Source organism: Escherichia sp. KCJ4928, assembly GCF_004352695.1.
Lineage (GTDB): Bacteria > Pseudomonadota > Gammaproteobacteria > Enterobacterales > Enterobacteriaceae > ECMA0423.
The window spans coordinates 1-3,939 of the sequence record NZ_SJWV01000263.1 but is presented as its reverse complement, the minus strand read 5'-3'; the positions used below and the strand labels follow the sequence as shown (position 1 = coordinate 3,939).

General features: G+C 58.2%; 5 protein-coding genes and 2 pseudogenes. 6 read left to right on the top strand and 1 reads right to left on the bottom strand.

Going from position 1 to position 3,939, the window contains the following annotated elements; translation table 11 throughout:
- The 6 genes and pseudogenes from E0D98_RS21990 to E0D98_RS21970 form a co-directional block, all read left to right on the top strand.
- Positions 1-1,614, top strand: a 1,614-nt coding sequence (locus E0D98_RS21990; RefSeq protein WP_131891015.1) for a ParB/RepB/Spo0J family partition protein, incomplete at its 5' end; no start/stop codon positions are given.
- A gap of 68 nt (positions 1,615-1,682) precedes the next feature.
- Positions 1,683-2,117, top strand: a complete 435-nt coding sequence (gene psiB, locus E0D98_RS21985; protein ID WP_000845923.1) for a conjugation system SOS inhibitor PsiB — start codon at positions 1,683-1,685, stop codon at positions 2,115-2,117.
- The gene (locus tag E0D98_RS21980; protein WP_001276237.1) at positions 2,114-2,833 is read left to right on the top strand and encodes a plasmid SOS inhibition protein A; all 720 of its coding nucleotides are present in this window, start codon (positions 2,114-2,116) and stop codon (positions 2,831-2,833) included. The genes psiB and E0D98_RS21980 overlap by 4 nt, the downstream gene beginning before the upstream one ends.
- The gene (locus E0D98_RS21975) at positions 2,830-3,144 is read left to right on the top strand and encodes a hypothetical protein (RefSeq protein ID WP_000872084.1); all 315 of its coding nucleotides are present in this window, start codon (positions 2,830-2,832) and stop codon (positions 3,142-3,144) included. The genes E0D98_RS21980 and E0D98_RS21975 overlap by 4 nt, the downstream gene beginning before the upstream one ends.
- A 149-nt stretch (positions 3,145-3,293) precedes the next feature.
- A pseudogene (locus tag E0D98_RS28060) lies at positions 3,294-3,446 on the top strand (DUF5431 family protein); the annotation flags it as partial.
- Positions 3,391-3,513: a Hok/Gef family protein gene (locus E0D98_RS21970; RefSeq protein ID WP_223200913.1), complete on the top strand. Its 123-nt coding sequence runs from the start codon at positions 3,391-3,393 to the stop codon at positions 3,511-3,513. The pseudogene E0D98_RS28060 and the gene E0D98_RS21970, both read left to right, overlap by 56 nt.
- A gap of 237 nt (positions 3,514-3,750) precedes the next feature.
- Here the strand turns inward: E0D98_RS21970 and E0D98_RS21965 are convergent.
- Positions 3,751-3,939: pseudogene (locus E0D98_RS21965) on the bottom strand (hypothetical protein); the annotation flags it as partial.

Here is a 3,939-nt window from a genome sequence, read left to right as displayed (position 1 = left end):
ATTCCGCAGGAACTGGCGACTGCCGCATCAATGACTGAAAACGGTCATCGTCGGGATATGCACCCTGCCGAACAGATTGCCGGATTCCGTGCAATGGCGCAGGAAGGCAAAACACCTGCACAAATCGGTGATTTGCTGGGCTATTCACCCCGCCACGTTCAGCGAATGCTGAAACTGGCAGACCTTGCGCCTGTCATCCTCGATGCGCTGGCAGAAGACCGCATCACCACAGAACACTGTCAGGCGCTGGCGCTGGAGAACGACACCGCGCGTCAGGTGCAGGTGTTTGAAGCCGCCTGCCAGTCGGGATGGGGTGGAAAACCGGAAGTGCAGACCATTCGTCGTCTGGTGACCGAAAGTGAAGTGGCGGTGGCGGGGAACAGTAAATTCCGCTTCGTGGGGGCTGATGCCTTCTCGCCAGACGAACTGCGCACTGATTTGTTCAGCGATGACGAGGGCGGTTATGTCGACCGCGTGGCGCTCGATGCCGCCCTGCTGGAAAAACTCCAGGCTGTCGCTGAACACCTTCGGGAAGCCGAAGGCTGGGAATGGTGCGCCGGACGTATGGAGCCTGTCGGTGAGTGCCGTGAGGATGCCGGAACATACCGCTGTCTGCCGGAGCCGGAAGCGGTGCTGACGGAGGCGGAAGAAGAACGCCTGAACGAACTGATGGCACGTTACGACGCACTGGAAAACCAGTGTGAGGAATCCGACCTGCTGGCAGCAGAAATGAAGCTGATGCGCTGCATGGCGAAGGTCAGGGCGTGGACGCCGGAGATGCGTGCCGGAAGCGGTGTGGTGGTGTCCTGGCGTTATGGCAACGTGTGTGTCCAGCGTGGTGTGCAGTTGCGCAGCGAGGATGACGCGGCTGCCGACGCTGACCGCACGGAACAGGTGCAGGAGAAAGCGTCAGTGGAGGAAATCAGTCTGCCGCTGCTGACGAAAATGTCTTCCGAACGCACGCTGGCAGTCCAGGCGGCACTCATGCAGCAACCGGACAAATCTCTGGCACTGCTGGCATGGACGCTCTGCCTGAATATGTTTGGCAGCGGAGCGTACAGTAAACCAGCACAAATCAGCCTGGAATGTGAACATTATTCGTTGACCAGCGATGCGCCATCGGGGAAGGACGGTGCCGCATTCATGGCGCTGATGGCAGAAAAAGCCCGTCTTGCTGCCCTGTTACCGGAGGGATGGTCACGGGACATGACGACATTCCTGTCACTCAGTCAGGAGGTGCTGTTATCCCTGCTCAGTTTCTGCACCGCATGCAGCCTTAACGGTGTCCAGACCCGTGAGTGTGGTCACACGTCACGCAGTCCGCTTGACTCGCTGGAAACCGCTATCGGATTCCACATGCGCGACTGGTGGCAGCCGACGAAAGCAAACTTCTTCGGACACCTGAAAAAGCCGCAGATTATCGCAGCCCTGAATGATGCCGGACTGTCCGGTGCCGCACGGGACGCAGAGAAGATGAAGAAAGGCGATGCCGCTGAACATGCAGAGTTCCATATGAAAGACAACCGCTGGGTGCCTGGCTGGATGTGTACACCACGTCCACAGGCAGAGACGGAAACCACGGAGTACCGTGACGACCAGGCAGAAGCCGCCTGACCGCCAGTCATAAACCATTTATCACGCCGCCCTGCCGGAGACGGGGCGGCAGCAAGGGAGATACCGTGATGAAAACTGAACTGACCCTGAATGTATTACAGACCATGAACGCACAGGAATATGAAGATATCCGGGCTGCCGGAAGTGATGAACGCCGTGAGCTGACTCACGCCGTGATGCGGGAGCTGGATGCGCCGGATAACTGGACGATGAACGGCGAGTACGGCAGCGAGTTTGGCGGCTTTTTCCCCGTCCAGGTCCGTTTCACGCCTGCCCACGAACGTTTTCACCTGGCGTTATGTTCACCGGGCGATGTCTCTCAGGTCTGGGTGCTGGTTCTGGTGAATGCCGGTGGTGAGCCGTTTGCGGTGGTTCAGGTACAGCGGCGGTTTGCACCGGAAGCCGTCAGCCATTCACTGGCACTGGCGGCGTCACTGGACGCGCAGGGGTACAGCGTCAGTGACATCATCCATATCCTGATGGCGGAAGGAGGTCAGGCATGAGCGCACGTTCACAGGCACTGGTTCCTCTCAGCACAGAGCAACAGGCCGCATGGCGGGCGGTGGCGGAGACCGAAAAACGCCGCCATCAGGGTAACACGCTGGCTGAATATCCGTATGCGGGGGCATTTTTCCGCTGTCTGAACGGAAGCCGCAGGATATCGCTGTCTGACCTGCGATTTTTCATGCCGTCCCTGACCGCAGAAGAACTGCACGGCAACCGTCTTCAGTGGCTGTATGCCATCGATGTGCTGATTGAAACACAGGGCGAGGTCTGCCTCCTTCCCCTTCCCGGTGATGCAGCAGAGCGGTTGTTTCCGTCGGTGCGGTTTCGTGTCAGGGAGCGCAGTCGCCATAAATCCGCGCTGGTCATGCAGAAGTACAGCCGCCAGCAGGCGAGGGAGGCAGAGCAGAAAGCCCGTGCGTACCAGGCGCTGGTCGCTCAGGCTGAAATCGAACTGGCATTCCATTCGCCGGAAACAGTCGGAAGCTGGTATGCACGCTGGAGTGACCGGGTGGCAGAGCATGACCTGGAAACCCTGTTCTGGCAGTGGGGTGAGCGTTTTCCGTCACTGGCCGGAATGGAACGCTGGCAGTGGCAGGATATGCCATTCTGGCAGGTCATCGCAGAGGCAGGTATGGCGGCAAGGGAGGCCGGTCATGCCGTCCGTGAGATGGAGCGGTGGATGGTGCCGAACAAACTCCGGGAGGCGGCGTGAAGTGGCGTTACTCATTGCGCTGGAAATTGCCTTCTCCCTGTCCTGGCAAGCATGAACTGGTTTCAGAAGTGGTGGAGGCGGGGCAGCCTGCACCGGCATCCGTTATGTCACGCTGGGTTGCCGGAGCAGGGTATGCGGTCTGTCTGGATTTTATTTCTGACCGCCCGGTGCGCCGCTGGAGCGAAGAACGTAAGGCTGCGGTACGGCGGCGGAATCTGGAGAAACGTATCAACAGGCATGCACCACTGTTTGCGGATGAACTGATTGCCCGTGAACTGGCTGAACGACCGGATTATTTTCAGGGAAAGTGAGTGTGGTCAGTGCGCAGGTATATGGGCTATGATGTGCCCGGCGCTTGAGGCTTTCTGCCTCATGACGTGAAGGTGGTTTGTTACCGTGTTGTGTGGCAGAAGGACAAAAGCCCCGTAGTTAATTTTTCATTAACCCACGAGGCCCCTGCATGCTTAGACAACATCAGGATAGCCTCTTACCGCGCTTTGCGCAAGGAGAAGAAGGCCATGAAACTACCGGGAAACGCCCTTATCTGGTGCGTATTAATCGTGTGCTGCACGTTGTTGATATTCACACTCCTGACCCGGAATCGCCTGTGCGAAGTCCGGCTGAAGGACGGATACAGGGAAGTTACGGCAACAATGGCTTACGAATCCGGCGGTAAGTAGCAACCTGGAGGCGGGCGCAGGCCCGCCTTTTCAGGGCTGATGCTGGTCTGACTGCACTGAAGCGCCTTTATAAAGGGGCTGCTGGTTCGCCGGTGGCCCCTTTCTCCTTGCTGACATTGTAGCAGCGTGAACAACCAGACTGCCAGGAAGGCGGTTTCCCTCAGGGAACGGGAATGAACGTGCGCCTGCGGCGCCCGTTCTTTTCCCCCGCCTTCTCTGTTTATGACCTGTCAGAAATCACATCACCTTCCCTTTGATTATTCTCTTTTTCCTCCTGTTCTGATTACTGTTACTGCTGCCCTGATTATTGTCTGTTTTGTTGTTCTCCTGCTTATGCCTTTTCCGGGCGTCCCCCTGGCGGGGCGGGCTGTCGTGAACGGAGCCAGCGGAGCTGTCTCCGCCCTGGCGGGCTTCCATCCCTGACGC

Bases quoted from the DNA above. Each gene is read 5' to 3' on its own strand.
- E0D98_RS21980 (WP_001276237.1), top strand. From the start codon at position 2,114: ATGAGCGCACGTTCACAGGCACTGGTTCCTCTCAGCACAGAGCAACAG.
- psiB (WP_000845923.1), top strand. From the start codon at position 1,683: ATGAAAACTGAACTGACCCTGAATGTATTACAGACCATGAACGCACAG.